31 protein-coding genes and 2 tRNA genes are annotated in these 25,006 nt (G+C 61.6%); 16 read left to right on the forward strand and 17 right to left on the reverse strand.

Annotation, left to right across the window (positions count from 1 at the left end; all coding sequences use genetic code 11):
* Nucleotides 1-205: 205 nt before the first annotated feature.
* The 3 genes from ABE459_RS05055 to ABE459_RS05065 all read left to right on the forward strand — a co-directional run bounded on the left by ABE459_RS05055 (nucleotide 206) and on the right by ABE459_RS05065 (nucleotide 4,020).
* On the forward strand, nucleotides 206-1,858 hold the full coding sequence (locus tag ABE459_RS05055; RefSeq protein ID WP_153787236.1) for a nitrite/sulfite reductase: 1,653 nt from the start codon (nucleotides 206-208) through the stop codon (nucleotides 1,856-1,858).
* On the forward strand, nucleotides 1,842-2,336 hold the full coding sequence (locus ABE459_RS05060) for a DUF934 domain-containing protein (RefSeq protein WP_153787237.1): 495 nt from the start codon (nucleotides 1,842-1,844) through the stop codon (nucleotides 2,334-2,336). The genes ABE459_RS05055 and ABE459_RS05060 overlap by 17 nt, the downstream gene beginning before the upstream one ends.
* A 124-nt stretch (nucleotides 2,337-2,460) precedes the next feature.
* Entirely contained in the window at nucleotides 2,461-4,020 is a 1,560-nt protein-coding gene (locus ABE459_RS05065) for a hypothetical protein (protein ID WP_258704590.1), read from the forward strand.
* A gap of 76 nt (nucleotides 4,021-4,096) precedes the next feature.
* Here ABE459_RS05065 and ABE459_RS05070 read toward each other — a convergent pair whose 3' ends face one another.
* The 3 genes from ABE459_RS05070 to ABE459_RS05080 form a co-directional block, all read right to left on the reverse strand.
* Nucleotides 4,097-5,011: a c-type cytochrome gene (locus ABE459_RS05070; protein WP_258704591.1), complete on the reverse strand. Its 915-nt coding sequence runs from the start codon at nucleotides 5,009-5,011 to the stop codon at nucleotides 4,097-4,099.
* Nucleotides 5,008-5,670: a c-type cytochrome gene (locus ABE459_RS05075; RefSeq protein ID WP_125861339.1), complete on the reverse strand. Its 663-nt coding sequence runs from the start codon at nucleotides 5,668-5,670 to the stop codon at nucleotides 5,008-5,010. The genes ABE459_RS05070 and ABE459_RS05075 overlap by 4 nt, the downstream gene beginning before the upstream one ends.
* A gap of 146 nt (nucleotides 5,671-5,816) precedes the next feature.
* Nucleotides 5,817-6,176: a hypothetical protein gene (locus tag ABE459_RS05080; RefSeq protein WP_125464556.1), complete on the reverse strand. Its 360-nt coding sequence runs from the start codon at nucleotides 6,174-6,176 to the stop codon at nucleotides 5,817-5,819.
* 161 nt (nucleotides 6,177-6,337) lie between these two features.
* On the opposite strand from ABE459_RS05080, the gene ABE459_RS05085 reads away from it, so the two are divergent.
* The 8 genes from ABE459_RS05085 to csrA all read left to right on the forward strand — a co-directional run bounded on the left by ABE459_RS05085 (nucleotide 6,338) and on the right by csrA (nucleotide 12,080).
* On the forward strand, nucleotides 6,338-6,640 hold the full coding sequence (locus tag ABE459_RS05085) for a DUF1883 domain-containing protein (protein ID WP_046855131.1): 303 nt from the start codon (nucleotides 6,338-6,340) through the stop codon (nucleotides 6,638-6,640).
* Nucleotides 6,641-6,647: 7 nt separating this feature from the next.
* Nucleotides 6,648-6,818, forward strand: a complete 171-nt coding sequence (locus ABE459_RS05090) for a hypothetical protein (protein ID WP_167409850.1) — start codon at nucleotides 6,648-6,650, stop codon at nucleotides 6,816-6,818.
* 36 nt (nucleotides 6,819-6,854) lie between these two features.
* On the forward strand, nucleotides 6,855-7,940 hold the full coding sequence (locus ABE459_RS05095; protein WP_323828938.1) for a nitronate monooxygenase: 1,086 nt from the start codon (nucleotides 6,855-6,857) through the stop codon (nucleotides 7,938-7,940).
* Nucleotides 7,941-8,023: 83 nt separating this feature from the next.
* Entirely contained in the window at nucleotides 8,024-8,782 is a 759-nt protein-coding gene (gene modA / locus ABE459_RS05100) for a molybdate ABC transporter substrate-binding protein (RefSeq protein ID WP_323828936.1), read from the forward strand.
* Nucleotides 8,782-9,462 (forward strand): molybdate ABC transporter permease subunit, encoded by a 681-nt coding sequence (modB, locus tag ABE459_RS05105; protein WP_125859135.1) that lies wholly within the window; start codon nucleotides 8,782-8,784, stop codon nucleotides 9,460-9,462. Before modA ends, modB begins: the two co-directional genes overlap by 1 nt.
* A 1-nt stretch (nucleotide 9,463) precedes the next feature.
* Nucleotides 9,464-10,555 carry a molybdenum ABC transporter ATP-binding protein gene (modC, locus tag ABE459_RS05110; protein WP_323828933.1) on the forward strand — a complete coding sequence of 364 codons (1,092 nt, stop codon included), beginning with the start codon at nucleotides 9,464-9,466 and terminating at the stop codon, nucleotides 10,553-10,555.
* 56 nt (nucleotides 10,556-10,611) lie between these two features.
* Nucleotides 10,612-11,631: a DNA topoisomerase IB gene (locus tag ABE459_RS05115; RefSeq protein ID WP_323828931.1), complete on the forward strand. Its 1,020-nt coding sequence runs from the start codon at nucleotides 10,612-10,614 to the stop codon at nucleotides 11,629-11,631.
* Between the two features lie 251 nt (nucleotides 11,632-11,882).
* Nucleotides 11,883-12,080 (forward strand): carbon storage regulator CsrA, encoded by a 198-nt coding sequence (csrA, locus tag ABE459_RS05120; protein WP_110995367.1) that lies wholly within the window; start codon nucleotides 11,883-11,885, stop codon nucleotides 12,078-12,080.
* A gap of 71 nt (nucleotides 12,081-12,151) precedes the next feature.
* On the opposite strand, the gene ABE459_RS05125 is transcribed toward csrA, so the two are convergent.
* From ABE459_RS05125 to ABE459_RS05140, 4 genes are all read right to left on the reverse strand, one after another.
* Nucleotides 12,152-12,523 (reverse strand): response regulator, encoded by a 372-nt coding sequence (locus ABE459_RS05125; protein WP_125859138.1) that lies wholly within the window; start codon nucleotides 12,521-12,523, stop codon nucleotides 12,152-12,154.
* 12 nt (nucleotides 12,524-12,535) lie between these two features.
* Nucleotides 12,536-13,981 carry an ATPase domain-containing protein gene (locus ABE459_RS05130; protein ID WP_323828928.1) on the reverse strand — a complete coding sequence of 482 codons (1,446 nt, stop codon included), beginning with the start codon at nucleotides 13,979-13,981 and terminating at the stop codon, nucleotides 12,536-12,538.
* 6 nt (nucleotides 13,982-13,987) lie between these two features.
* Complete coding sequence (locus ABE459_RS05135; RefSeq protein ID WP_223277152.1) at nucleotides 13,988-15,145, reverse strand: ATP-binding protein; 1,158 nt, start codon at nucleotides 15,143-15,145, stop codon at nucleotides 13,988-13,990.
* A gap of 62 nt (nucleotides 15,146-15,207) precedes the next feature.
* Entirely contained in the window at nucleotides 15,208-15,516 is a 309-nt protein-coding gene (locus tag ABE459_RS05140; protein ID WP_258706623.1) for a hypothetical protein, read from the reverse strand.
* A 103-nt stretch (nucleotides 15,517-15,619) separates the two neighbouring features.
* Between ABE459_RS05140 and ABE459_RS05145 the strand changes: the two genes are divergently transcribed.
* The 3 genes from ABE459_RS05145 to ABE459_RS05155 all read left to right on the forward strand — a co-directional run bounded on the left by ABE459_RS05145 (nucleotide 15,620) and on the right by ABE459_RS05155 (nucleotide 16,529).
* Nucleotides 15,620-15,832: a hypothetical protein gene (locus ABE459_RS05145; protein WP_125464565.1), complete on the forward strand. Its 213-nt coding sequence runs from the start codon at nucleotides 15,620-15,622 to the stop codon at nucleotides 15,830-15,832.
* Between the two features lie 93 nt (nucleotides 15,833-15,925).
* Nucleotides 15,926-16,010: transfer RNA gene (locus ABE459_RS05150), tRNA-Leu, on the forward strand.
* Between the two features lie 105 nt (nucleotides 16,011-16,115).
* On the forward strand, nucleotides 16,116-16,529 hold the full coding sequence (locus tag ABE459_RS05155; protein ID WP_323828923.1) for a DoxX family protein: 414 nt from the start codon (nucleotides 16,116-16,118) through the stop codon (nucleotides 16,527-16,529).
* Between the two features lie 30 nt (nucleotides 16,530-16,559).
* Here ABE459_RS05155 and ABE459_RS05160 read toward each other — a convergent pair whose 3' ends face one another.
* Together ABE459_RS05160 and ABE459_RS05165 are read right to left on the reverse strand one after the other, a co-directional pair.
* The gene (locus ABE459_RS05160) at nucleotides 16,560-16,748 is read right to left on the reverse strand and encodes a hypothetical protein (RefSeq protein WP_110995372.1); all 189 of its coding nucleotides are present in this window, start codon (nucleotides 16,746-16,748) and stop codon (nucleotides 16,560-16,562) included.
* 478 nt (nucleotides 16,749-17,226) lie between these two features.
* Nucleotides 17,227-17,583: a VOC family protein gene (locus ABE459_RS05165; protein WP_323828921.1), complete on the reverse strand. Its 357-nt coding sequence runs from the start codon at nucleotides 17,581-17,583 to the stop codon at nucleotides 17,227-17,229.
* A gap of 750 nt (nucleotides 17,584-18,333) precedes the next feature.
* Between ABE459_RS05165 and ABE459_RS05170 the strand changes: the two genes are divergently transcribed.
* Together ABE459_RS05170 and ABE459_RS05175 are read left to right on the forward strand one after the other, a co-directional pair.
* Nucleotides 18,334-18,735, forward strand: a complete 402-nt coding sequence (locus ABE459_RS05170) for an RDD family protein (protein ID WP_223277153.1) — start codon at nucleotides 18,334-18,336, stop codon at nucleotides 18,733-18,735.
* A 129-nt stretch (nucleotides 18,736-18,864) separates the two neighbouring features.
* Nucleotides 18,865-19,059, forward strand: coding sequence for a hypothetical protein (locus tag ABE459_RS05175; RefSeq protein WP_125464569.1), 195 nt, complete (start codon nucleotides 18,865-18,867; stop codon nucleotides 19,057-19,059).
* A 194-nt stretch (nucleotides 19,060-19,253) separates the two neighbouring features.
* On the opposite strand, the gene ABE459_RS05180 is transcribed toward ABE459_RS05175, so the two are convergent.
* From ABE459_RS05180 to ABE459_RS05215, 8 genes are all read right to left on the reverse strand, one after another.
* Nucleotides 19,254-19,327: transfer RNA gene (locus tag ABE459_RS05180), tRNA-Cys, on the reverse strand.
* Nucleotides 19,328-19,472: 145 nt separating this feature from the next.
* Entirely contained in the window at nucleotides 19,473-20,492 is a 1,020-nt protein-coding gene (gene sohB, locus ABE459_RS05185; protein WP_323829064.1) for a protease SohB, read from the reverse strand.
* 247 nt (nucleotides 20,493-20,739) lie between these two features.
* Nucleotides 20,740-20,940 carry a hypothetical protein gene (locus ABE459_RS05190; RefSeq protein ID WP_346647985.1) on the reverse strand — a complete coding sequence of 67 codons (201 nt, stop codon included), beginning with the start codon at nucleotides 20,938-20,940 and terminating at the stop codon, nucleotides 20,740-20,742.
* A gap of 163 nt (nucleotides 20,941-21,103) precedes the next feature.
* Entirely contained in the window at nucleotides 21,104-22,147 is a 1,044-nt protein-coding gene (locus ABE459_RS05195) for a hypothetical protein (protein ID WP_346647986.1), read from the reverse strand.
* Between the two features lie 50 nt (nucleotides 22,148-22,197).
* Complete coding sequence (locus tag ABE459_RS05200) at nucleotides 22,198-22,629, reverse strand: hypothetical protein (protein ID WP_346647987.1); 432 nt, start codon at nucleotides 22,627-22,629, stop codon at nucleotides 22,198-22,200.
* A 194-nt stretch (nucleotides 22,630-22,823) separates the two neighbouring features.
* Nucleotides 22,824-23,120 (reverse strand): hypothetical protein, encoded by a 297-nt coding sequence (locus ABE459_RS05205; protein ID WP_346647988.1) that lies wholly within the window; start codon nucleotides 23,118-23,120, stop codon nucleotides 22,824-22,826.
* Entirely contained in the window at nucleotides 23,117-23,872 is a 756-nt protein-coding gene (locus tag ABE459_RS05210) for a hypothetical protein (protein WP_346647989.1), read from the reverse strand. Before ABE459_RS05210 ends, ABE459_RS05205 begins: the two co-directional genes overlap by 4 nt.
* A 644-nt stretch (nucleotides 23,873-24,516) precedes the next feature.
* Entirely contained in the window at nucleotides 24,517-25,002 is a 486-nt protein-coding gene (locus ABE459_RS05215; RefSeq protein ID WP_346647990.1) for a BRO family protein, read from the reverse strand.
* Nucleotides 25,003-25,006: the final 4 nt, after the last annotated feature.

A 25,006-nucleotide genomic window follows, 5' to 3' on the forward strand; every position in this document is an offset into this window, starting at 1 on the left:
CCTGGGGAGCAAACGACGGAGTATACGCTTAGCGCGGTATAGAGCGGGCAAATGGCAGTCAGTCTCACTTAGTCCAAATGGTTCTTTTCATATGCAAAAACATCACTTTAGCGCATAAACCCACTCTGCTATCGTTCCCCCGCTCCGCTCCGGAGTGCGCGGCCGTGCGCGCGATTAGCTGCATGCAGCCTGAGACAGGACTTTTATGTACGTATACGACGAGTACGATCAGCGGATCATCGAGGACCGCGTCAAGCAGTTCCGTGATCAGACCCGCCGCTACCTGGCCGGTGAGCTGAGCGAAGAAGAATTCCGCCCGCTGCGCCTGCAGAACGGGCTCTATGTCCAACGCTTCGCCCCGATGCTGCGCGTCGCCGTGCCCTATGGCCAGCTGAACGCGACACAAGCCCGTATGCTGGCGAAGATCGCCCGCGACTACGACAAGGGCTACGCGCATATCAGCACCCGCCAGAACGTGCAGTACAACTGGCCGGCGCTGGAAGACATCCCGGACATCCTGGCTGAGCTGGCCACCGTGCAGATGCACGCGATCCAGACCAGCGGCAACTGCCTGCGCAACGTCACCACCGACCAGTTCGCCGGTGTCGCCGCCGACGAGCTGGTGGACCCGCGCCCATGGTGCGAGATCGTCCGCCAGTGGACCACCTTCCACCCGGAATTCGCCTACCTGCCGCGCAAGTTCAAGATTGCCGTCAACGGTTCGAGCGACGACCGCGCCGCCATCGAAGTGCACGACATCGGCCTTGAGCCGGTGCGTAACGCTGCCGGCGAGCTGGGCTTCCGCGTGCTGGTGGGTGGCGGCCTGGGCCGTACCCCGGTGATCGGCGCGTTCATCAACGAGTTCCTGCCGTGGCAGGACCTGCTCAGCTACCTGGACGCCATCCTGCGCGTGTACAACCGTTACGGCCGCCGTGACAACAAGTACAAGGCGCGGATCAAGATTCTGGTCAAGGCCCTCACCCCGGAAGTGTTCGCCGAGAAGGTCGAGGCCGAGATGGCCCACCTGCGCGGTGGCGAGACCACTTTGACCGAGGCCGAAGTGCAGCGCGTGGCGCGCCACTTCATCGACCCTGAGTACCTGGCGCTCGACAACCAGGACTACAGCGCGCTGGATGCCGAGCACCCAGGCTTCGCCCGCTGGCGCTCGCGCAACACCCGCGCGCACAAGAAGCCGGGCTACGTCGCCGTCACCCTGTCGCTCAAGCCCACCGGCGTCGCCCCGGGCGACCTGACCGACAAGCAGCTGGACGCCGTCGCCGACTTCGCCGAGCGCTACAGCTTCGGCTACCTGCGCACCTCGCACGAGCAGAACATCATCCTCGCCGACGTCGAGCAGCGCCAGCTGCACGCCCTGTGGCTGGAACTGCGCGAGAACGGCTTCGCCACGCCGAACATCGGCCTGCTGACCGACATCATCTGCTGCCCGGGCGGTGATTTCTGCTCGCTGGCCAACGCCAAGTCGATCCCGATCGCCGAATCCATCCAGCGCCGCTTCGACGACCTGGACTACCTGTTCGACATCGGCGAGCTCGACCTGAACATCTCCGGCTGCATGAACGCCTGCGGCCACCACCACGTCGGCCACATCGGCATCCTCGGGGTGGACAAGAAAGGCGAGGAGTTCTACCAGGTGTCGCTGGGCGGCAACGCCGCGCGTGACGCCAGCCTGGGCAAGATCCTCGGCCCTTCGTTCGCCCAGGATGACATGGCCGACGTGATCGAGAAGCTGATCAACGTGTATGTCGAGCAACGCACCGAAGACGAGCGCTTCATCGACACCTACCAGCGGATCGGCATCGACCCCTTCAAGGAACGCGTCTATGCAGCGAATCATTAAGAACAACCAGATCGTCGACGAAACCTGGCACCTGCTGCCCAAGGACGTCTCGATCGACGAGCTGACCAACTGCGACGACTACATCGTGCCGCTGCAACTGTGGCGTGACCATCCGAGCATGCTCAAGGCCCGCGACGGCGGCCTGGGCATCTGGCTGGACAGCGACGAGGAAGCGGAAGAGATCGGCGCGGACGTTGAGCACTTCCAGGTCATCGCCCTGAACTTCCCGGCCTTCACCGACGGGCGCAACTATTCCAATGCGCGCCTGCTGCGTGACCGTTACAAGTTCAAGGGGGAGCTGCGCGCCATCGGCGACGTGCTGCGCGACCAGCTGTTCTACATGGCCCGCTGTGGCTTCGATGCGTTCGCCATCCGTGCCGACAAGGACCCGGAAGACGCGCTGCAGAGCCTGAAGGACTTCTCGGTGACCTACCAGGGCGCCACCGACGAGCCGCTGCCGCTGTTCCGCCGCCGCTGATCGTCAGCTGCTGCATCGACCGGCCCGCCTTATGGCGGGCCGGTTCGTTTCGCACTTGTCGCTCAGGTTTGACGATGGCATGCCGATATCATCGGTAGACCCACTCCCTCGCAAGGACAGCGACATGAACCCGATCAGCGCCGCGCTGCGGCTCCCCCTCGCCTACAGCAGCTCCACCCCCCAGCAGACCGTCAGCCTGCACAAGGCCGCACACCCCGCCGACAGCCCAAGCGCTCAGGTCAACCTCGGCCTGGATACCCGCGTTGCCGATGCCCAGACATACTCCGCCAGGGGCTCGCTGGGCACACCGCAAAGCCGTTACCTCTGGCAGCAGGAAAACACCGACCCGCTCAGCCTGCACATGCAGGGCAGCCTCAGGAGCAATACGCTGAGCGGGAGTTTCCAGGGCCTGGGCGCAACCCTCATGGAACAACTGGTCGCCAACGGCGGCCAGCGCGTGTCCCAATCGGCGCTGCTGGCAGGCGCAAACAGCCAAGCCGACGCCGTGCTGCTGGCCCAGCAGCAGTCAGAGCTGCGTAAGTACGCCAGCAACCACGTGACCTTGAACCTGACCACCGCTTCCGGGGCAACTGTCACCCTCGGCCTCTACAGCAGCGAGAAAGGCCTGGCCGTCGATGCCGAGGTGCAGAACGGCACCCTCAGCGACACCGAACTGAAGAGCCTGGCGAGCCTCGCCAATGGCTTCGAGTCGGTGATCAGCGGCCTGAACCAGCAGCCGCCGCGCCTCAAGCTGGACGCTATGCTCAAGCTCGATCAGAACCTGTTCACCGGGCTGCAGATGAATGCCAAGCTCGATCTGGTCGACGGCGAGCAGCAGACCTTCGATCTGCGTCTGAATCAAACCACCCGCAGTGTCAGCCTGCAGGGGCCGAACGGCGACCTGCAACTGAACCTCGACACCCAGGGGGGTAGCTTGCTTGGTGGCACGGCGCAGCGACAGGCGGCGCTCAACAACTACCTGGCCCAGTTCGATGCTGCGCAGGAGCGCGGCAAGGGCGATGCGCACTTGATGACGCTGTTCAAGGACGCCTTCCGCCAACTCAACCAGGTGGACGACAATAGCCCGCGCCCGGCCGAGCACAGCATGCAAAGCCACACGTTCAGCCGCTCGCTGCTCAGCGGTCTGGCCGACTTCAGCGCCTCGATCAGCCAGACCAGCACGCGACCAAACCCGCTAAGACGGAATGAAGAGGACCGCTTCGCCTACCAGGTCTCGCAGTCCACCTCGACCCAGAGCAAGGGCAACAACGTCACTCGCCAACAGCAGCAGCAGGCCACCCTCGACGCCGCCTGGCACAGCAGCCTCGACTCGTCGGCACGGCTTACCGACGGCGTTGTTGGCGGTGACTACCACTACCGTGTGCTGCGCGAACAGGCCAGCAGCATCAGCCGGCTGTCGATACTCGACGGCGAACTGGCCGAGGCAGGGGTCAGCCAACAAGCAAGCAGCTCCAAGCGCGTGCTGACCATGCGCGATGGGGCCGTGCAATCCGATAACAGCACACCGCGCTCGGCAAGCAAGTCCCGTGACCTGATGGCGCTGCTCGACCAGCTGTTCAAGCAGGAAAAGGCCCGCGTAGAGGGGCTTGAATCAACCCTGGACCAGCAACTGGCAAGCAACAGCCAGCTGTGGTTGCTGCAGACGGACCCAGCGCGAATCTAGCGCGGCACTCCTGGAACACACCTGGCCGCCTTTGCGGGGCGGCCCACGGCGTCATGGCCGTGGGCCGCTGCCACGCTCAGCCGCCGGTGCCCTGCCCGACCAGCACACCGTCGACCTTTTGCCCGTACAGGTTGACCCCGTCATTGGCATGGAACTTCAATCGCGTCTTCTCGATCGAGCCCTCCACCAACCGTGGATCCTGCGGCCGCTCGTGGCGGTTGATCCACGCAGCCACATCCCAGGCCTGCTGGTCGCTCAAGCTGCCAGGCTTGCCCAGCGGCATGTTGTACTTGATGAACGACGCCGCGGTGTTGATGCGGTGCATGCCCGCCCCCCAGTTGTACGAGTCCTTGCCCCACAACGGCGGCATCACGTATTCCCCGGCGACCTTCTGCCCTTCACCGTTGTCACCGTGGCAGATCGCGCATTGCTCGCGGTACACCTGCTGGCCACGTTTGAAGTCGTAGCCTTCTGCGGGCTGCGCAACGTCGGGATAGCCACGGCCGGCGATCTCGACGCCGGTCGGCGCCTGGGTCGACAGCCAGTAGGCGTACACACTCAGCGCTGTCATCTGCGGGCTGTCGGCCGCCGGTGGCTTGCCGTTCATGCTGAACTGGAAACAGCCCTGGATGCGTTCGGCGAAGGTGTTGACCTTGTCGTTTTTCTTGCGATAGGCCGGGTACATCGGATAAGCACCCCATAACGGCGCCGAGTGGGCCATGCGCCCCTGGTCAAGGTGGCAATTGCTGCAGTTCAGGCCATTGCCCACGGCGTCGGGCATCAAGCGGCGGGTATCGACGAACAATGCATGGCCTTGGCGGACCATCTTGCCAAAGGCGTTGTCGGGGATGGCGCTTTCGGCGGGGGCCACGAACTGCGGCGCGGCCTGCACGCCCGGCACCTTGAGCTGCGATTGATCTTCCATGGCAATCGGCGCGGCCTGGGCACTGCCCATGGCCAGCAACAGCACAGCGGGGATCATGGTTTTCATGGCTTGACCTCCTGGCTGGGCGACGGGCTTGCGGCGTTGGCGAAATACTCGGCTATCGCCTTGACCTCGGCATCGGTCATGGCCTTGGCCACGTTGACCATCAACTGGTTGGGGTCGTTGCTGCGGCTGCCGTCGCGCCAGGCATTGAGCTGGGCCACCAGGTAGCCGGCCGGTTGCCCGGCCAGGGGTGGGAAGTGTTCGCCGACCCCGCTGCCGCCAGGCCCATGGCACTGCACGCAGCCAGGGATCTGCCGGCCCCAGTCGCCATACAGGGCCAAACGGGATACCGCATCGCCAGCAATCTGCTGGCGACGCAATTCGGCCGCGCCATCGGCAGGGAGCGCCGCCAGGTAGGTACTGACGGCGTCGATTTCCGCGTCACTCAGCGCCTTGGCCAGCGGCTCCATCACCGCCTGCTTGCGGCTGCCCTGGCGAAAATCCCGCAATTGCTTGGCAAGGTAGCCGGCAGGCAGACCAGCAAGGCGGGGGAAGCCGGCTGCGGCAATGCCTTTGCCGTCCGGCCCATGGCAGCCAAGGCAGGCCATGGCGGCGGGGTTCTGCCCGCCCTGGTTGAAGACCTGTTGCCCGTCGGCGGCATACGCCGAGGGCCAGGCCAGGATCAGCCAACCGCCGATCACGACACGACTCAGGGATATCATCACGGAAGACTCCATTTCCTTGTTATAAGCTTAGGCTCAAACGACATAAGCCCAGAAATACTAGGGCTTATCCCCGGTATGCGACAACGTGTCACCGGGAAGGAAAAGGGCAATCTGCCTTTTAATCGATCAACAACTGCGCTGGATCAAGAACCGGAGATGCACTCGGTCGCTGCAGTGCGCACATCCCCCAGGCGCAGGGGGAAATTGCTCAAACGCTCATGAACCTTGATCGCACTGCCGCTGCCACGCTTGTCGATGTCCAGCAGCGCCGCAGGCCCTGCGCTGGCCGACAGTTTTTGCGGCACGATCAGGCGCAGGCCGTCGCCGCGCACTTCTTCACCCAACGGGTCACGGCTGTCCGCCAGCTTGCGCTTGACGCAATCGGCGTATTCACGGGGCGTCTTGCCAGACATCACATCCATGGTTTCGTGGGACTGCTCCAGCTCCGTCACGCTTGCGCAGCCCCCCAGCGCCAGCGCCACCGCCGCTACCAGCCATTTCATTTACGCTACTCCAATTGCAAAGGTCACCCTCTGACCGCAGACAGGCGCAATTGCTCCCCGATCTGGCAGAAATCTCCCCGCCGGCTCGAGCCCGGACGCAAGTGTAGCCCCACATCGTGGTATCTTTCGCCTTTGCAGAAACAACCCTTGCGGAGCACCCCATGAAATTCGTACACCAGCGCGAGCACCTGAACGAGGACGACATCGTCGTCATCGAATGCTCCCAGCGCTGCAACATCCGCCTGATGAACGACGCCAACTTCCGCAGCTTCAAGAATGGCGGGCGACACACTTACCACGGCGGCCACTTCGAGAAGTTCCCGGCAAAAATCACCGTGCCCAGCACCGGTTTCTGGAACATCACCATCGATACCGTCACCACGCGCCCGATCTCGGTAACCCGCAAGCCGACCCTGACGCACAAGATCAAGATCATTCGCCGCTCCTCGTCGAAACTCGGATAACGCCCGCATGACCCAGACCATCAAGTATGTGATCAAGTACAAGCTCGACGGCGAACGCCGCTGGGATTTCGCCCTGATGCCCGATGCCTCCCTGGAGCAGGCGCAGCAGGCCCTGCGCAAGATTCACGGCGACGACGCCGAGAAGATCAGCGACATTCAGGTCAGCAAGGCCCTGTAAAACCGCCCCGATCCCGCCGCACTCTAGGAGTCGCCCATGAGCACCTGGCCAGACCGCCGCATCCTCGAACTGTTGAACATCGAGGTGCCCATCCTCCAGGCGCCCATGGCCGGCGCCAGCGGCTCGGCGATGGCCATTGCCGTCGGCAACGCCGGCGGCCTGGGCGCCCTGCCCTGCGCCATGCTGACCCACGACCAGTTACGAGGGGAAATCGAGGCCTTCCGCGCCGCGTGCAACGGCCCGCTCAACCTCAACTTCTTCTGCCACCAGCCGCCAGCACCCGACCCCGAGCGCGACGCGCGCTGGAAGCAGGCGCTCAAGCCCTACTACGACGAGACCGGCGCCGACTTCGACGCACCCACGCCGGTGTCCAACCGTGCGCCGTTCGACGAGCAGAGCTGCCAACTGGTGGAGGCGATGCGCCCGGAGGTGGTCAGCTTCCATTTCGGCCTGCCCGCCGCCGAACTGCTGCAACGGGTCAAGGCAACCGGGGCCAAGGTACTGTCCAGCGCCACCACGGTCGAAGAAGCCATCTGGCTTGAGCAGCACGGCTGCGACGCGATCATCGCCATGGGCTTTGAAGCGGGCGGCCACCGCGGCATGTTCCTCAGCGACGATATCACCAGCCAGATCGGCACCTTCGCCCTGGTGCCCCAGGTGGCGGATGCCGTGCGCGTACCGGTGATCGCCGCCGGTGGCATTGCCGATCACCGCGGCCTGCTAGCCGCCCTCGCCCTGGGTGCCTCGGCAGTGCAGATCGGCACCGCCTACCTGTTCTGCCCACAGGCCAAGGTCTCGCCGGCGCATCGCCGTGCACTGGACAACGCCCCGGCCAGCGATACCGCTTTGACCAACCTGTTCACCGGGCGCCCTGCGCGCGGCATCAACAACCGCATCATGCGCGAGCTGGGGCCGATGAGCGCACTAGCCCCGCATTTCCCCCTGGCAGGCGGCGCATTGATGCCGCTACGGGCAATTACCGACCCACAGGGCAACAGTGATTTCAGCAACCTGTGGTCAGGCCAGGCCCTGCGCTTGGGAAAACACCTCGACGCAGGCGAGCTGACGCTTGAAATTGCCAACGGGGCGCTTAAAATCTTGACCCATAGATCAACTTCTTAGCCGCGTAGCTCTTCCCGACGGATGGCTTATCGCTATATAGTCAGCACCATAACGATAACCATCCGTCCCTAGGAGCCTTCTCGATGCGTATTCGCCTGTCCCACCTGGCCGCCGCCACCCTGGCCAGCCTGTTCTCCCTCAACAGCGCCTGGGCCGATGAGGTCCAGGTTGCCGTGGCAGCCAACTTCACCGCGCCCATCCAGGCCATCGCCAAGGATTTCGAGAAGGATACCGGCCACAAGCTGGTCGCCGCATACGGCGCCACCGGCCAGTTCTACGCCCAGATCAAGAACGGCGCGCCGTTCGAAGTGTTCCTCGCCGCCGACGACAGCACCCCGGCCAAGCTCGAGCAGGAAAAAGAGACCGTTGCCGGCTCGCGCTTCACCTACGCCATCGGCACCCTGGCACTGTGGTCGGCCAAGCCCGGCTACGTCGACAGCAAGGGCCAGGTGCTGAAGAAAAACGACTTCAAGCACCTGTCCATCGCCAACCCCAAGACCGCCCCTTATGGCCTGGCCGCCACCCAGGTGCTGGACAAGCTCAAGCTGACCGAGGCCACCAAGGCCAAGCTCGTCGAAGGGCAGAACATCACCCAGGCGTTCCAGTTCGTTTCCACCGGCAATGCCGAGCTGGGCTTCGTCGCCCTGTCGCAGATCTACAAAGACGGCAAGGTCGAGACCGGCTCGGCCTGGATCGTCCCGGCCTCGATGCACGAACCGATCCGCCAGGATGCGGTGATCCTGAACAAAGGCAAGGACAACCCGGCGGCCAAGGCGCTGGTCGACTACCTCAAAGGCCCGAAAGCAGCCGCCGTGATCAAATCCTACGGCTATGAAATCTGATGCCGCTCGACGCCAGTGACCTGGGTGCGATCTGGCTGACCATCAAGCTGGCCAGCCTGACCACTGCCATCCTGCTGGTGGTGGGCACGCCCATCGCCTGGTGGCTGGCACGAACCCGCTCCTGGCTGCGCGGGCCGATTGGCGCGGTGGTGGCGCTGCCCCTGGTGCTGCCACCGACGGTGATCGGCTTCTACCTGCTGCTGATGCTTGGCCCCCATGGCTGGATCGGCCAGGCCACACAGGCGCTGGGCCTGGGCAGCGTGGTGTTCAGCTTCGCCGGGCTGGTGATCGGCTCGGTGGTATATTCCATGCCGTTCGTGGTCCAGCCTCTGCAAAACGCCTTCAGCGCCATTGGCCAGCGCCCGCTGGAGGTGGCCGCGACCCTGCGCGCCAGCCCCTGGGATACCTTCGTCCATGTGGTGCTGCCGCTGGCACGCCCCGGTTTCATCACCGCCAGCATTCTCGGCTTCGCCCATACCGTGGGCGAGTTCGGCGTGGTGCTGATGATCGGTGGCAATATCCCCGACAAGACCCGCGTGGTTTCGGTGCAGATCTTCGATCATGTCGAGGCCATGGCCTATGACCAGGCCCACTGGCTGGCCGGGGCCATGCTGCTGTTCTCCTTCCTGGTGCTGCTGATGCTTTACGCCGGCCGGCGTGGCAAGGCTGGCTGGAGCTGAAATGAGTGCTTCGATACAGGCGCGCCTCACCCTTGCGCGCGACGATTTCACCCTGGATGTCGACCTGCACTTGCCCGGGCGTGGCATCAGCGCGCTGTTTGGCCATTCCGGCTCGGGCAAGACCTCGTGCCTGCGTTGCCTGGCGGGCCTGGAACGTGCCGCCAGTGCCTACATCGAGGTCAACGGCGAGGTCTGGGAAGACAGTGCGCGTGGGCATTTCATTGCCCCGCACAAACGCCCTGTGGGTTATGTCTTCCAGGAAGCCAGCTTGTTCCCTCACCTGTCGGTGCGCGGCAACCTGGAGTTCGGCTGGCGCCGTATTGCCCCCAGTGAGCGCAAGATCAAGTTGGAGCAGGCGTGCCAGTTGCTGGGCATCGGTCATCTGCTCGAGCGCAAGCCTGCAACCTTGTCGGGCGGCGAGGCACAACGTGTCGGCATCGCCCGGGCGCTGCTCAGCAGCCCGCGCCTGTTGCTGATGGACGAGCCCCTGGCGGCCCTGGACAGTGCGCGCAAGCGTGAAATCCTGCCCTATCTGGAACGCCTGCATGACGAGCTGGATATCCCGCTGATCTACGTCAGCCATGCCCAGGACGAAGTCGCGCGCCTGGCCGACCACCTGGTGCTGCTGGAGCAGGGCAAGGCCCTGGCCAGCGGCCCGATCGGCCAGACCCTGGCACGCCTGGACCTGTCGCTGGCCCAGGGCGAGGATGCCGGCGTAGTGCTCGAAGGCGTGGTGGTCGGCCACGACCCGCACTTTGAGCTGTTCGACCTGCGCTTGCCCGGCGGCGAAGGTCCGCTGTTGCGCATCGCCCATCCTGACTTGCATGTGGGCAGCACCCTGCGGCTCAAGGTGCAGGCCCGCGATGTAAGCCTGGCGCTGAGCGCCGACGGCGCCTCGAGCATTCTCAACCGCCTGCCGGTGCAGGTGCGCGAATGCCACGCGGCAGACAACCCGGCCCATGTGATGGTAAGCCTGGACGCCAGCGGCAGCCCCCTGCTGGCGCGCATCACCCGCTACTCGGCAGAGCAACTCGGCGTGCAGCCGGGCCAGCACCTATGGGCGCAGATCAAGTCGGTGGCGCTGCTCGGTTGAGCAACGTCGCAGTGGCGGTTGTCCATTGCTGCATGACCGCTCGATGGACTGCACCGATGCCCGACTGCCCGCCACCCGCCGCCCTGCACTATGTCGACGATAACCAGCCCGGGTTGAGCCGGCGCCGGCGAGGCGAGCGATTCCTCTACTTCGATGCCTTGGGCCGGCAGGTACGCGATGCCGCGACCCTGGCGCGCATCGCGGCGCTGGTGATCCCGCCAGCCTATACCGAGGTGTGGATCTGCGCCGACCCGCAGGGCCATTTACAAGCCACCGGCCGCGATGCCCGGGGGCGTAAACAGTATCGCTACCATCAGCAATGGCGCGAGCAGCGTGACCAGTACAAGTACGGCCGCCTGCTGGCCTTCGCCCAAGCCCTGCCCGCCTTGCGCAAGCGGCTGGACGAACACCTGGCCCGCCGCGGGATGGACCGGGAAAAAGTGATGGCGCTGGTGATCAGCCTGCTCGACGCGACGCTCATTCGCATCGGCAATCGGCAGTACCTTCGCGACAATCGCTCCTACGGGCTGACCACGCTGAACTGCCGTCACGTAAAGGTTCGGGGCAGCACCATCCGCTTTCAGTTCCGCGGCAAGCGCGGTGTCGAACACGACGTCACGCTGCAAGACCGACGCCTGGCGGCACTACTCAAGCGCTGCATGGAACTGCCTGGCCAGGCGCTGTTCCAGTACCTGGACGATGACGGGCAACGCCACAGCATCGGTTCGACCGAGGTGAACCAGTTCCTCCAGCAGTTGACCGGTGCCGACTTCACCGCCAAGGACTACCGCACCTGGGCCGGCAGCAGCCTGGCCCTGAGCCTGCTGAGGCCACTGGCCTGGGAGCCCGACAGCGAAGCGCGGCGCCAGGTGGCGGAAACAGTGCGCCAGGTAGCCAACCGCCTGGGCAATACCCCAGCCGTTTGCCGCCGCTGCTATATCCACCCTGCGTTGTTCGAGCATTTTCAGCTCGGGCGCCTGGCACAGTTGCCGCGAGCGCGCCGGCGCAAGGGTCTGGAGCCCGAGGAAGCGGCGCTGCTGGTTTTTCTGCAGGCACTGGACGCAAACGATCATTGAGCTCGGCTATTTCACTTATCAAACAAGGAAATTTCCCATATGACGTCAACCACCCTATCCTTGCCACCGAGCACCTCCGCTGATGGCCAGCATCATATGTCCACCAGCACCTGCAACTAGAGACAGGCATAAATTGTCTGACGGAGGAATTACTATCCGCCGAAAGCGTCTTTAATGGAAAGGAAGAGGGACAAAGCTCCCACCGTTGTGGTAAATGGCCCGGCGGTTTTTACATCACCAAGGAGAACTACATGCTGATACTCACCCGTAAGGTCGGCGAAAGCATCGTCATCAACGACGACATCAAAGTCACCATTCTGGGAGTCAAGGGGATGCAAGTGAGGATCGGCATCGATGCGCCGAAGGATGTCCAGGTGCACCGTGAAGAGATTTACAAGCGAATCCAGGCAGGCAGCCCTGCCCCGGAGAAAGGCGACGAGAAACACTGATCACCCAAGCATCAAGCCGCACGGACGCGTCTGATCGATTGCCCGCCCACGCGGGGCGCCCACCCTGAACCTCAGGTGCCCAGCAGTTCGCGCACCTTGGCGATCATTCTGTCCATGTCGAATGGCTTGTCGAACACCGCGGCGAACAGCTCGGGGCGGATCAGCTTTTTGTCGGCCTGCGCACCACTCATGAGAATGACCGGCAGGTGCGGCAGGTCCAGTTCAGTGCGAATAGCCCGCACGAGCTCCACACCATTCATGACCGGCATCATGTAATCGGTGATCACCAACTCCACATGCCTGCCTTTTTGCATCCCATTCAACGCCTCCAGGGCTTTGCGCCCGTTGCTGGCCTTTTCCACCTGATAGCCTTCGTCCTCCAGGGCGAAACCGAGGATATCGGCGATCAGGTACTCGTCATCGACGATCAGGATGGTGTTCATGGCGTCACCCCATCAGCGATCGCCCTGCGCGACCGCTGTGCCGCTGAGCACGCCACTTGCGCCATCGAAAGCCCGCCCCAGGGTGATCCCCTGCGGCCCCAGGTGCAGCGCCTGCAGCGTTGGGTCGTGCTCGCTGTCGCGCACCTTGATGATCGACAGCATGCGGTGCAGCTTGGCATCGAGTTCGGCGAAGCGCATCAACACCAGATTGTCGACGATGCTCGACAGGTCCGGTGCCGGCGCGGTGATCTCGGCGCCGAAAATATCACGCATCTCCCACGTGAGCAGGACGGTCACCTCACGCGCGCGCAGCTCACCGGTCAGGGCACGGAAGAACGCGTTCAAGCGCCCAGGCTCCAGCGCCAGGCGCCCGAACGCGCCGAGGCTGTCGATCACCACGCGCTTGGCGCCCTGCGCCCGTACCTGCTCAAGCAAACGTGCGCCTACCTCATCCAGCAGCCCCTCAGTGGTGGGTTGCCAACTGAGCTGCACGACCCCGTCGCGCTCCTGCCCGGCGATGTCGAAACCCAGTGCTTGAGCCTTGAGACGCAGGCGAGCGGGCGTCTCGTAGAACCCAAAGTGCAGCCCAGGTGCGTGCTCATCGGACGCAGCCAGAAACGCGATACCCAAGGCACTTTTGCCGACCCCGGACGGCCCCATCAGCAGGCTTACGGAGCCTTCAGCCAAACCACCGCCAAGCATGCGATCCAGGTCGCTCACCCCGGTAGTGGCGCGGCTCAGCGCCTGCGCGCCAGGCTGGCTGGGGTGGCTGTACAGTGATTCCAGCCGCGGGAAGACCTGCAACCCTGCCTCGCTGATCAGGCATTCGTGGCGCCCCGACAACGCCGCGCTGCCACGGGTCTTGCGCAATTGGACATGACGTACCGCCGTGCTGCCAACCATGTGCTCGCCCAGCTCGATGACGCCATCGACCATGGTGTGCTCGGGGCTGCCCTCCTCCAGGCGTGCACTGGTCAGCAGCAGGACAGTGCATCCGGCAAAAGCGGCATGCCCCTGCAATTCGGAAACAAACTTCTTGGTGTCGAGGCTGGTTTCCGCCCGCGAGCGGGCGTTGAGCAGGCCATCGACGATCAACAGGCTAGCCTGCTGCCGGGCAATCTCCTGGCGCAGCAACCGCACTACGGCATCGAGGCCATCCTGCTCAAGGGTGTCGAAGGCGCTGACGAACTGAATGCTGTCGCCCACCAGCGTCTGATCGAAAAACGTCAGGGTCGACAGGTACTGGAACAACCGCTCATGGGATTCACTGAGCAACGTGGCCACCAGCACCCGCCCGCCTTCGCGAACATGGTTGCAAGCAAGCTGGTTGGCCAGGATGGTCTTGCCCGAGCCCGGATGCCCCTGGACGATATAGGACGCCCCCACCACCAACCCTCCCTTGAGCAGGGCATCGAGGCCTTCAATGCCGGTGGCCAGTCGCTTGAGCTGTTCAACCATGATTTTTTACTCGCCTGTCTGCGGTTGGTCATCGGGGCATGCCGGCAGATACAGGCTCATGCAGGTCCCCTTGCCGGGCCGGCTGGCAACGCGGATGGCGCCATTGCTCTGCCTGGCGAACCCATAGGCCTGGCTGAGCCCCAGACCGGTGCCTTTGCCGAAAGGTTTGGTGGTGAAAAACGGCTCGAAGATACGTGGCAAAACCTGCGGATCGATTCCCTCGCCGTCGTCCCGCACGTCGAAACGCACGTAGCGCCCTTGCAAGCCCTCCACTTCACCGGCCAGCTCCACACTGTCGACCACCAGGTCAATCCGTCCCGCCGTGCCGATCGCATCCCGGGCATTGAACATCATGTTCAGCAACACCATCTGCAACTGCCCGGCATCAACTTCAATTGCAGGCAGCTCTGCCTGGATCTGCTCGACAAGCTCGATGTCGGGAGGCAACGCATGTTCCGCCAGTGCGCGAATGGACCCGGCCACCTGGGCAGGCGAAATCCGCGCGACACTCAGCTGCCGATAGCGGGCAAAGCTGAGCAGTTGCTGGGTCAGCTGGGTGCCCCGCTGCCCGGCATCGAGAATGTGTTCGAGCATACGCCGGGTGCGGCCGGGGTCCTGACTGTTGATAGCCAGGCGCGCGGAACTGAGGATGATGGTCAGCAGGTTGTTGAAGTCATGGGCCAGGCCGCCGGTCAGTTGGCCGAGGGCCTCGAGTTTCTGTGCCTGGAACAGCTGGGCGCGCATGGCGTCCAGTTGCAGCGCGGAATCCCGGCGATCGGTGATGTCGCGCGTGACCTTGGCCAGGCCGATGATCTGGCCCTGCTCGTCGCGAATGACGTCCATCGCGGCCAGGGCCCAGAATTGCGTGCCATCCTTGCGTACGCGCCAGCCCTCATCCTGCGCCACTCCTTGCTCCAGGGCCTGGCGCAACAGGCGTTCGGGGCGGCCGTCGGCACAATCTTCGGCGGTGAAGAACAGGGAGAAATGCTTGCCGATCACCTCGTCGGCGCGATAGCCCTTGATCCGTTGGGCACCGGCGTTCCACGACACCACATGGCCATCTGGGTCGAGCATGTAGATGGCATAGTCCACCACCGCCTGAACCAGCTGTTCATAGCGCGCTTCGGGCATCACTGACTGGGCGGGCCGGTCCGTTGCTGGCATGCGAACTCCCCAAGCACCGCGATAAGGACATACTGAGCGTAGTCAAAAGTCCTGCAAGCACCCTACTCCATGCGACGACCGTCAACTTCAGGCTCACGCAACGTCGGCACCAGCCTTCGTGGCATTGCCACTTTGAGCAGCCACAGGCCCACCAGCAAGATCACGGCACCGCCGCCCACGGCCATGAGCCGTTGAGACGCCGAATGCAATTCATCCAGGCCGAGCACCACAAGATAGCTACCCAGCCCCATCAGGCCGACGAAGAGGAAGGCTGCCAGCAGGCAAACCAGCAACAACAACACACGCCAAAACAGCTTCGGGCGCACAACACGCCCTGCTGCGCTGGCCTGGCCTGAGGAAAACGGGGGCATCACGGCTTACTCACTTGGATCCAATGGCGCAAAGGTGGCGCAATGACAGCCTGCTGTCAATTGGCCTATAGTGGCACCTCGCTTACCCGCAAGGACGCACCACATGCCCTCGAATCAACGTCTGCAATTGCTTCAGGACGACCTGCTGCACACTGCTGCCGAAATCGACACACTGTGCCAGGCACTGGACGGCCACGCCCTGTATCTGCGTCATTCAATCCATAAGACTGATGCTCGGACCATGGACAACCATGTCCACGACTTGCGTGATTCTGCCTGTGAGCTGCGCGGAATCGCCCACACCATCACGCCCTGAACCTGCAGGCTTGTTGACGCTTCTATAACAATGGGTTATAAAGCGCGCTTGATTGCCAAGGCCATCTATCAATGAGGCGCGGCGATCAACAGTGCGAGTGTGGTGGAATTGGTATACACAGCAGACTTAAAATCTGTCGGCGTGAGCCTTGCGGGTTCGAGTCCCGCCACTCGCACCATCTGTTTTCGATGAAGGCGCCCTTGCGGCGCCTTTTTCATGCCCAGCGGAATTCCGCCGAGCAGCTGCTAGAGTGGAAACTGTCCCCGTCCATCGGAGCGCCGCCATGCGCTATGCACTGCTCGAAGGCCAACGCGACTTCATTCTGCTGCTTGCCCGAATCTTCCTGATGATCCTGTTCGTACTCGCGGGCTGGGGCAAGCTGACCGGCTTCGAGGGCACGGTCGGCTACATGACCTCCCTCGGCGCACCGGCCCCGATGCTGGCTGCCGGGGTGGCGGTGATCATGGAGTTCCTGGTTGGCATCCTGCTGATCCTCGGCTTCTATACCCGGCCACTGGCACTGCTGTTCGCCCTGTTCGTGCTGGGCACCGCGCTGCTCGGCCACCCGTTCTGGAACATGGTCGACCCTGAACGCAGCACCAACATGACTCAGTTCCTGAAAAACCTGAGCATCGTTGGCGGCCTGCTGGCACTGGCCGTCAGCGGCCCCGGGCGCTTTTCGCTCGACCGCCGCTGACCGCCGGACCACTACACGATTGCTGCGACGTCAATCGTCGCAGTCATCGTGCCAGGCCGGGTGATCCTCCTCGTCATCGAAATCATCCTGCAGCTCCTCGTCTTCCTCGACTTCATCCAGTGCTCCCTGCGCATCCGCCTCAGGGTCGAAGCTGTCGTGAAATTCGTGGTCAAGCAAATGGTCGTGCTCGGGCTCTGGCAAATCGTCTTCTTCGTACATCACACACTCCACACACTACAGGCCGCCTGTATAGGCGCTTCGGCGCCAGCGGTCAATGCAGCGGGTAGTTAACCCTGACTTAACCGACCAGGCGCAACCTCAAGGCTCTCCCTTCAAGCACGTTCCAGCCCGCCAGCCCCGGCGGGCTTTTTTTGCCTGAGCCCAGCCATGTTGATGCGCTTGGCCACTTCCGACGACCACCGCAGAACAGGACGAAAGTAGAGTCGGCCATCGGCGCAGCATTGCCTGGCCTTGCCATCGAGGAAAAGTGCCGCGCCGACGCAGTAGACCCGAAGCGCTACGCAGCAGAAAGACACATGATTGATGAAAAATTCAGTAACGGTTATTGAAACCTCACCTGCCGGGCCTTCACAAAATTCTGACATCTGTAGCGGCAGACTGGCCTTGCTTCGATACGTTCTGTTTAACCCGCCTAGATGGCGGGTTTTCTTTTATTCGCTGTTTCGGCCTGGTCGCTTCAATCCACAGAAGTCCAGACCGCGAGCTCGTAACCATCCGGATCGATGAAGTGGAACCTCTTGCCGCCCGGAAATGCGAACACCGCCCTGCTGATCTTTGCCCCTGCAGCCTCAAGCCGATGTTGCGTTTCTGCCAGATCATCCGCATACAGGATCACCAGCGGGCCACCAGGCCTGACGGGCTCACCCGTGGTGAAACCGCCCGTCAATCGCCCATCCGTAAACTCGGTATAGCTCGGGCCATAGTCCACGAACTGCCAGTTGAAAACCGTACCGTAGTACGCTTTGCTGCGGTCAATATCGCTGACATTGAATTCGATATTGTCGATCTGATGATCCTTGCCTCTGGTTGCCATGTATCACCTCCTTGTCAATGGCGGGAATCTATCACAACCGGGGGCGCACTTCGGGCCAGGGCACCACAGACTTGCCAGAATCCGGCCTATCGTAGATTACCCGGAAGCACCTCAGCGCTTGCTGGCAGGTCTGTACATGAAGCTACTGAGAAAGATGATACACGCCGGCCCCACCAGAAAACTCAAGCTGGTTCCCGGGCTGAGCATCGGTACCACAATCACTAGTGCGTACGTGCCTATTCCCGTCCAGAGCCGCCGACGGGGCGTGAACCAGGCTCTAAACTTTCCCAATCTTTTGCCCATTGCCACATTCCCTATTTGGTAGGCCAAGGTATTCAGTTCCAAAACAAAACTGAAACGGCGCGACTGCAATTACCGCAAGGCACGATTCCTGGGCCATTTCCAATTTCCGGGCATCCTTCTTGTTGATGAGGGCAATCTACCTTTGCAGCGCCACAGCACAAGAATCTCGCGACTCAAGGATAAACGTCAGCCAGCCGCTGCCGATACAGCAAGACCCACCTCAACACGTGCATGCTCGAAATGCCTCACTCATGACGAACGCCCAAGCCAGGTCTTGCGCCACTCATTTTTACCAGTGTACTTCGCGACTGTAGCGCGCCGTTGCTACGGACTGATCTACGAGCGCAATTTCAAGTTACCCCAAGCCGGTTAACTCCTGGGCCCTACCCATTCGCTATTTACCACAACACGGAGCACCTGATGGAAGTCTCAAGGACGTCCCTTCTGATGAAACGCATAGGGGCGTACATCATCGACTACGGAGCAATTGTTCTGCTCGGCTTGTGGCTCACCCAGCAAGAACGTCTGTTGTTCGCAGGGCTTGAACTGGTCTTTGTCTACCTATTCCTGTATCCGCTATGGGAATGGCTTCTTAAAGGCAGGACACCGGGGAAGCTTGTATTTGGGCTGACCGTCATCAACGGAGCAGGTGACCCACCTACGCTTGTACAAGCCCTGATTCGAGGATTCACCAGACACATCGAGGCTCCGCTAGGGATCATAACGATCTTCATCTATGCGCAGTCCGCACGATGCCAACGAGTCGGTGACATGCTCTCCAGAACCTATGTCATACCGACCAAGGATCTAGCTCTGCTCCGCGCAACGATGCAGGCGTCAACCCTTTGACATTGCATGCAACCCAAGCCCGGCCAAGCGCCGGGCTTTTCGTTCGCCGCTTGCCGACAACCGCCCCAAGCATCACGCCCATGTGGTCTACCCTTACCCCTTCCAACCACTCACGCGAAGGGTGCCGAGATGCCCGAGAATGAGAAGCGAAGGTTTGCCGAGGCGCTGGAGCACTGGGCGGAGGCTGTTGATGCGATCCGCGCCCGAGAACGCGCCGAGGCCATTGCCTGGGTTGAGGAGCTGAAGAAGGCGCATCTCACCCGGGCCTTTCATGCCAGTGACCTGGGCAGGCACCACGCCTGGAAGCATCGCGGCGAGGGCTGAGCGCCAGATGCAAAAAAACCAGCACGAGGCTGAGCGTCTGACTTAGGGCGCTCGAATGAAGGAATCAGCAAGCGGGTTTACCGCCATGTCGACGCCATTGCCAAGCCGTCGAAAAGCTGAAGTTTCGGAACTCCCGCCATTTCCCGCCCACAAAGAAAAACCCCGCAGACGTTAATCTGCGGGGCTTTCGAATATGGAGGCCGAGGTCGGAATCGAACCGGCGTAGACGGATTTGCAATCCGGAGCATAACCACTTTGCTACTCGGCCTCAAAGTCGGAGTCAGCTTTCGCTATCTCCTTGAAACCGCTGGGCTTTTTCAAGTTCAGCTGCGTTTCTATGGAGGCCATTATGTCGGCAATCGATTGACCTTGCAACCCCCTTCAAGAAAAAAATCTTCAAGGGGTTCAAGGTGTTAGCGAAGGCGCCCAAGTTTGCTCCACAGCCCTACCAGCGTGTTCTCGATCGCGCCACTGGCAGCCACGCCAATACGCTCCTGCAGGCTCTTGCGCTCGGCAAAACGCAAGTGGAATACATTGGCCTCGCGGGCGCTGCGGCTCAGGTACTCGTCGCTGGTGCCAAGCTCATCGACCAGTTGGCGGTTGAGAGCGGCAATGCCCAGCCAGACTTCGCCGGTCGCCACTTCATCGATGTGCAATTGCGGACGGTAGCGGGCAACGAAATCCTTGAACAGCTGATGGGTGATGTCGAGGTCTTCCTGGAACTTCTCCCGGCCCTTTTCGGTGTTCTCGCCGAACACCGTCAGGGTGCGCTTGTATTCACCTGCCGTGAGCACCTCGAAATCAATATCGTGCTTCTTCAGCAAGCGGTTGATATTGGGCAATTGCGCCACCACGCCGATCGAACCGAGCACGGCGAAGGGTGCGCTGACGATCTTCTCGCCGATGCAGGCCATCATGTAGCCGCCGCTGGCGGCGACCTTGTCGATGCAGATGGTCAAGGGAATGCCGGCTTCACGAATGCGCGCCAGCTGCGAAGCCGCCAGGCCGTAGCTATGCACCAGGCCGCCGCCGCTTTCCAGGCGCAGCACCACTTCGTCACGTGGTGTGGCCAAGGTCAACAGCGCAGTAATCTCGTTGCGCAGGCTTTCGGTGGCCGAGGCCTTGATGTCGCCATCAAAGTCGAGAACGAACACCCGGCGTTTCTGCTCGGGCTTTTTCTTCTTCTGTTGCTTCTCGTCCTTCGCCTGCTGCTTGCGCAGCGCCTTGAGCTCGCCTTTGTCGAGCAGGCCCGACTCCAAGCGCTCACGCAGCTCTTTATAGAATTCGTTGAGGCGGGTGACCTGCAATTGCCCACCCGGCTTGCGCCGCCCCTTGCCGCGCAGACCGGCGATGGCCGACAACACCATCAGGATGGCGATCACCAGCGTTGCGGTTTTGGCGAGAAAGCTTGCGTATTCGGCAAGAAACTCCATAATGTCCGGTTGTCCTTTGAATGTGTGAAGATGATGCCATGACTTGTGACGCATTGGAACATGCTTGTGACACCCCGCCAAGTCATCGCTTGGACAGCCTTGCGCGCCCGTGCAGACGCACGCGATAAGGACCCCACCTGTACAGGCATCCGCACACGGGCGCACTCGCTGGCACGCACACGGGCCTACGGGGGTACTTGCGCGGGCTACTGGTGACAGGTGGTCTCACGGAAATTTCTGTCAGTTTTCAAAGGACATCACCGGCCACCTCAAGGGGAACCGAAAGGACCTCTGCAAATACGTCACTGACGACCTCCCCCACTAGCTCAGCGATCAGCTCGCCATGCGCAGCTCCATAAAGGACCGCAACGGCGCCTATCAGTTTCCACGTAGCCTTTGAGGTCAACATGGCCTTCAGGACGGCCAACCATAGTTTCTTGGTGGCCATACCGGGCTCCTACGTGAAATGTGAGATTGAATGTGGGTCATTGCCCTGCGCTTTGCGCGTAGGAGTGTGACTCAGGATGGGCTCAACTGAAGATCCACCAGCGAGGTAGATGCTCAGGTCAGCCCACAAGGCCCGCGAAGGGCCCTATGGGGAACTACGGGTGTTACGGCTTGACGACCACACGGGTAATCAGCGGGAAGTCCACGACCTCGACTTGCAGGCGCTCAGTGGGGTCTTCAGGGTTGGCCAGCTTGATCTTGACCTTGGCCTGAGCCATCACGTCAGCCACACCGGTTACCTCGAAGTCCCAGCCCTGCACGCCCGCGTTACGGCTCGCAAGGACCTTCCACACATCACCGTTCTGGTCATGGCGGAACGACAACGAAGCGAACCCTTTGGGCAGCATGAAGACGCCACGGTCCGACCCAGAATAGAACTGAGTACGGCAGCCCAAGAGGTCCTCAATGGACTCAACGCCAGCACGCTGGGCGGCACGCTCAAGGGTCGCTTGCTCGGTCATGTGCATCAGCAGCACGAAGTCGCCCAAGGAGTTACCGACCGATTGGTTGATGCTCATGGTCAGCGCGTCAATCCAGTCTTCGGCGCGGATAGCCGGAGTGGTGCCCACAATGGTGACCTCCTTGACCTCGGTGCTCGGCGACTTGATGAGGATGTCAGCGATGGTCGAACCACAGGCCTTCTCGAAGTCGGCCAGCATCTTGTCCATCATCTGCGCCACACCGTTGCCGGTGAAGCCAGCGATAACGTGGGCATCCAGCAGGGTGAAGCGGTGCGAGAAGAAGGCAGCGGTATTGGTCGGCTCAGTGAAGATGAAGTCGCCCGCTACGGCCTCCCCTTTGGTGATCTTGGAGCGATCATAGATCGACTGTCGCGGGTCGAACTCGACGTTGCGGTTGACCATGTTGACCAGTTGTACAGAGGTCGGCTCGGTGCCCTTGGGACGGAACTCACAAGGGATCGCATCGGTCGCGTTCTGGGCCCACTCACCACCGTTGAAGAAGTCGTCGATGCCCTCAGCGATGGCCTGAGCGACCACACTGGAATCGGTGGACTGGGCGCTCGTAGATGCCTGAGTGCTGAACTGAAGGTTGCCGCCATTGCCCCACACGGCAGTTTCGTATTTGGTCGGGGCCTGATAGCGGTCACGCTGATCGCGGTGATCGGTGTTCTTGAATGCATTGGACATGAAATTGGTCTCCTGAGATTGGAAATTGAAGTGGTTGCAGACGGCGGGGCTCAGTGGTTGTCGAGCCAATTGCCAGTCGAGAAGTCGCTACGGCCATTAGCTGCACGGATCGCCTGACCCATCTCGCGGTGCTTACGCTCGCGCTCCTCACGAGCGGCACGACGGCGCGCAACGGTGAGCGCGTCTTTGGCGCTGTACGAAGCGAAGCGCTCGGCATGGGCACGCGACTCAGCCAATTGGCGTTCACGCTCCGCACTTGCCTGGGCATGACGGACGTTCACGGCACGGACCACATCAGGGAACGCAGCAGCACTCAGGCCAGCTTCGAGGTACTGCTTAACGATGACCTCTTGGGCTACCTTGTTCGTGCCTGCACCGGCAATCAGACCCGAGAGCATCACACCCTCAGCGAAGGCACGGGTCACTGTCTGGCCTTGGACTTCAACGGTCTCAGGGGTTACGTTTTGGATATTGAGGTTCACGGCGTTGGATCTCCTAAAGGGGACCCATAGATCAAACCTTGCCGCATTGGCGCGCACGGAGACCAGAGACGTAGGAGTACGTCACTCCGGGGCCTCAAGGTTTGTCTATAGGTTCTGGGTTTCAATGGGGTGTCAGGTCGGGTCGGCTGGATGAGCCTTGCGGTGGGGACCTGATGTAAGCCGATGGCGGACGGCTACGGTGTTACTACTGTGATCGGTTGACTGCGGGTCAGCGGAATACGCATTGCGACCATCAGGACCGCATCGAGATGCATGAAGGTGGACGCTACGAGCGACTCCACGAGAGCCGATAGGCCGGGATGGCTGGCCGTCAAGTGCTCGTACAGGGCCGCTACGTCCACGCCGTGGTGACCCTTTGGGGCAATGGCTTGGCGGGCGTAGCGGTCACGCCAGATGGTGCGCAGGGTGACCAGCTTGGTTCGGCTTGCCGGGGTCGTGAAGAACGCGTTGAGCTGCTCGGGGAAGGTCATTGGCGCACCTCCTTGCGTACCCTGCCCCACTGGTCAATGCGGGATGCCTGCGTAGCCCTCTTGGCTTTGGCTTGAGCGGCCTTCGTTTCGGCTACCCTCAAGTTGACCTCTTGAGCTTTCCCGCGCAGCCAGTCGAGGCCACGAGGTTTGACCCTCCAGCCTTCACGATTCCCGAAGTCCGATGAGACTTTTACGAATGCCCCAACTTCAAAGCCACGCTTACGAGGTCGCGGGGAGCCTTCACGGCTACCGAAGTCGTCCACTGGATAGGCAAAAGCGTTCATGGCGACCAACGCGTCAAGGGCAAGACGAGGCTGCTGAATGCCAGCGACCCGGCAAGCCTCAGTCCACGTCAGACCTGCGCCTCGTGCCTTCATGTCGAGTGCCGAAGCTTTGGGCATGTTGGCAGCCAGTGCGGCGTCCTTGGCCTTAGCGTCACGGATGGCGCTGTTACGCATGGCCACGAAGGCACCGGCCACCATCAGGTAGAACTCAGTGGAGACCCACATGGCATAGGCGATGGCGCCCAGCTCATCAGCGAAGGACCCCACCTTATCCACCTTGTGGAAATTTCCACAAGACAGCAGTCGGTTCGATACTTCGTTATCCCATTGGCCCGGCCTCTTAGACTCGGGAAGGTTCAAGGTCTGATGGATCTCGTTGAGGCTCCACAGGCCCTCAGCGCTCGGCTTGAAGGTGTGCCCCTCAATCACGATAGGCAGTAGGTCGGCTTGGTTGTTGTCGATCAGCATGGTGTTCGTTTTCCTTTCGGTAGCGCCCTCCAAGTTCGCACCCACAGCCAGCCATCCAGACCCCGAACAAGGGAACCGGCTGTGGCATGGAAGGCGCTATCGGAAAGACTGGATTATTGAAGTGCCCAGCGACGGGCGAAGGTGAAGCACAACAGGATGAAGACCATTATTTGGCCCTCCCTGTCTACGTGAGGGTTTTTGCGTAGAGGTGGGCGCAGACCCTCTCTTATGGGCTCTCGCTGCGATCATGGGTCGAGGTTGATGGGATGGTGAAACCCTATACCTTTATGTCCGACACAACGAGAGACCATAAGAGAAGGACTTAAAGTCCACTTTACGATAACTTAAAGTATTATTTCTTTTAAGATCAATCTATAAAGAATAACAACTCAAAGTCCACATAAAGTAACTCGTATAGAGGTCTTTAAGTTAAAAGGCCCCTGTACTGCGCGATCAGTGATAGGAGGCCCAAACCTATCAAGGGTCATTCCACACACGAAGGTGGTCAGACAGAATCGCTACAGTGGACCCAGATGCTGGTCCCAGAGATCCCGTTAGGGCTCTGCTTGGTGGTCGTATCGGTCTGGGTATAAGCCACTGTCCGAGGTACGCCTTGCCCGTAGCGGGCCACCTTGGAGGTGACCTTACGGCATCTTGCAGGGGACGCCACGGCGGTGTGGTCTCTCCCTGTCTACGTGAGGGTTTTTAATTTCGTATCCGTCGTGACCGTATTTGGCCCTTCGGTCACGCCCTGCCTGTGCGATTGGGTTCGATGACCCAGCAGCGTTGTACTTGCCGGTCTTGCGGATGGTCGGGAGGACCTCTTCGGTGACCCATTTGCGGAAGGGTACGGACTGGGGCGCGTGACCTCGCAGGAGCATTCCGTACACTTCCGGTTCACCGAACATCACGGTGTTGGAGCGCATCCGCTTGCCGTGAATGTCGAGCGGGAGACTGATGCAGTTTTGTTGGATCAGTGTGGCGAGGTTCTGACCGGCACCGAGGTGGTTCCGGGCGCTTCGGATCGACTCAGCGGGATGCTTCAAGCCAGCAGCCCGTGCCACTTGGGTCGCCACAAACAACAGCTCGTGCTCGGGGTGACCCACGAGGACATCCAGTTCGATGCCCATACGA

It is taken from the genome of Pseudomonas sp. TWI923 (assembly GCF_039673365.1).
Classification (GTDB): domain Bacteria; phylum Pseudomonadota; class Gammaproteobacteria; order Pseudomonadales; family Pseudomonadaceae; genus Aquipseudomonas; species Aquipseudomonas sichuanensis.

Bases quoted from the DNA above. Each gene is read 5' to 3' on its own strand.
- ABE459_RS05055 (WP_153787236.1), top strand. From the start codon at position 206: ATGTACGTATACGACGAGTACGATCAGCGGATCATCGAGGACCGCGTC.
- ABE459_RS05060 (WP_153787237.1), top strand. From the start codon at position 1,842: ATGCAGCGAATCATTAAGAACAACCAGATCGTCGACGAAACCTGGCAC.
- ABE459_RS05065 (WP_258704590.1), top strand. From the start codon at position 2,461: ATGAACCCGATCAGCGCCGCGCTGCGGCTCCCCCTCGCCTACAGCAGC.
- ABE459_RS05070 (WP_258704591.1), bottom strand. From the start codon at position 5,011: ATGAAAACCATGATCCCCGCTGTGCTGTTGCTGGCCATGGGCAGTGCC.
- ABE459_RS05075 (WP_125861339.1), bottom strand. From the start codon at position 5,670: ATGATATCCCTGAGTCGTGTCGTGATCGGCGGTTGGCTGATCCTGGCC.
- ABE459_RS05080 (WP_125464556.1), bottom strand. From the start codon at position 6,176: ATGAAATGGCTGGTAGCGGCGGTGGCGCTGGCGCTGGGGGGCTGCGCA.
- ABE459_RS05085 (WP_046855131.1), top strand. From the start codon at position 6,338: ATGAAATTCGTACACCAGCGCGAGCACCTGAACGAGGACGACATCGTC.
- ABE459_RS05090 (WP_167409850.1), top strand. From the start codon at position 6,648: ATGACCCAGACCATCAAGTATGTGATCAAGTACAAGCTCGACGGCGAA.
- ABE459_RS05095 (WP_323828938.1), top strand. From the start codon at position 6,855: ATGAGCACCTGGCCAGACCGCCGCATCCTCGAACTGTTGAACATCGAG.
- modA (WP_323828936.1), top strand. From the start codon at position 8,024: ATGCGTATTCGCCTGTCCCACCTGGCCGCCGCCACCCTGGCCAGCCTG.
- modB (WP_125859135.1), top strand. From the start codon at position 8,782: ATGCCGCTCGACGCCAGTGACCTGGGTGCGATCTGGCTGACCATCAAG.
- modC (WP_323828933.1), top strand. From the start codon at position 9,464: ATGAGTGCTTCGATACAGGCGCGCCTCACCCTTGCGCGCGACGATTTC.
- ABE459_RS05115 (WP_323828931.1), top strand. From the start codon at position 10,612: ATGCCCGACTGCCCGCCACCCGCCGCCCTGCACTATGTCGACGATAAC.
- csrA (WP_110995367.1), top strand. From the start codon at position 11,883: ATGCTGATACTCACCCGTAAGGTCGGCGAAAGCATCGTCATCAACGAC.
- ABE459_RS05125 (WP_125859138.1), bottom strand. From the start codon at position 12,523: ATGAACACCATCCTGATCGTCGATGACGAGTACCTGATCGCCGATATC.
- ABE459_RS05130 (WP_323828928.1), bottom strand. From the start codon at position 13,981: ATGGTTGAACAGCTCAAGCGACTGGCCACCGGCATTGAAGGCCTCGAT.
- ABE459_RS05135 (WP_223277152.1), bottom strand. From the start codon at position 15,145: ATGCCAGCAACGGACCGGCCCGCCCAGTCAGTGATGCCCGAAGCGCGC.
- ABE459_RS05140 (WP_258706623.1), bottom strand. From the start codon at position 15,516: ATGCCCCCGTTTTCCTCAGGCCAGGCCAGCGCAGCAGGGCGTGTTGTG.
- ABE459_RS05145 (WP_125464565.1), top strand. From the start codon at position 15,620: ATGCCCTCGAATCAACGTCTGCAATTGCTTCAGGACGACCTGCTGCAC.
- ABE459_RS05155 (WP_323828923.1), top strand. From the start codon at position 16,116: ATGCGCTATGCACTGCTCGAAGGCCAACGCGACTTCATTCTGCTGCTT.
- ABE459_RS05160 (WP_110995372.1), bottom strand. From the start codon at position 16,748: ATGTACGAAGAAGACGATTTGCCAGAGCCCGAGCACGACCATTTGCTT.
- ABE459_RS05165 (WP_323828921.1), bottom strand. From the start codon at position 17,583: ATGGCAACCAGAGGCAAGGATCATCAGATCGACAATATCGAATTCAAT.
- ABE459_RS05170 (WP_223277153.1), top strand. From the start codon at position 18,334: ATGAAACGCATAGGGGCGTACATCATCGACTACGGAGCAATTGTTCTG.
- ABE459_RS05175 (WP_125464569.1), top strand. From the start codon at position 18,865: ATGCCCGAGAATGAGAAGCGAAGGTTTGCCGAGGCGCTGGAGCACTGG.
- sohB (WP_323829064.1), bottom strand. From the start codon at position 20,492: ATGGAGTTTCTTGCCGAATACGCAAGCTTTCTCGCCAAAACCGCAACG.
- ABE459_RS05190 (WP_346647985.1), bottom strand. From the start codon at position 20,940: ATGGCCACCAAGAAACTATGGTTGGCCGTCCTGAAGGCCATGTTGACC.
- ABE459_RS05195 (WP_346647986.1), bottom strand. From the start codon at position 22,147: ATGTCCAATGCATTCAAGAACACCGATCACCGCGATCAGCGTGACCGC.
- ABE459_RS05205 (WP_346647988.1), bottom strand. From the start codon at position 23,120: ATGACCTTCCCCGAGCAGCTCAACGCGTTCTTCACGACCCCGGCAAGC.
- ABE459_RS05210 (WP_346647989.1), bottom strand. From the start codon at position 23,872: ATGCTGATCGACAACAACCAAGCCGACCTACTGCCTATCGTGATTGAG.
- ABE459_RS05215 (WP_346647990.1), bottom strand. From the start codon at position 25,002: ATGGGCATCGAACTGGATGTCCTCGTGGGTCACCCCGAGCACGAGCTG.